The organism is Campylobacter sp. 2018MI01 (assembly GCF_018501205.1).
GTDB lineage: Bacteria > Campylobacterota > Campylobacteria > Campylobacterales > Campylobacteraceae > Campylobacter_E.
Genome location: NZ_JAHCZE010000141.1, coordinates 1 through 505, shown reverse-complemented (window position 1 = coordinate 505; position 505 = coordinate 1). Strand labels below are relative to the sequence as shown.

Annotated in this window: 1 protein-coding gene; it reads right to left on the bottom strand. The window is 21.0% G+C overall.

What is annotated here, in order from left to right; translation table 11 throughout:
- Nucleotides 1-505 (bottom strand): ABC transporter substrate-binding protein (locus tag KJQ97_RS09375; protein WP_214120688.1); only part of this gene is annotated, 505 nt, incomplete at both ends.

Below are 505 nucleotides of genomic sequence, written 5' to 3'. Positions count from 1 at the left end.
ACGCTATAGCGTGATCTGATTCTAAAGTCTTATATACTAAATCATCATCAATATTTTTTATATTTTTATAATTAATCAAGCCAACATCAATTATGTCATTATTTAAAGCATTTTTTATTTGAACTTCATTTTGATAAAACTTAAAAACTACCCCATCATTAAGTGCTTTAAAAATAGCATTAGGATTTTTCACTAAAACTATTTGTTCATTGTTAAATTGCTTTAAATTATAAGTACCAAGACCAATAGCATCACTATTAAACCAACTTAAACCATATTTAATAAGAGCATTTTTTGACATAATCCCTAGTGTTAAAGAATTTAAAAAATCATTATCTGGATACTTCAATACAAATTCAACTTTATATTTATCAATTATATTTATTTGATAAATATTATTATAAAATCTACTATAATTTGAATTAAAAAAGAGATTTATAATTATTTCATAAGTAGTTTTTACATCTTCTGAAGTAAATTCTCCAAAATCTATATTATTTTTTAT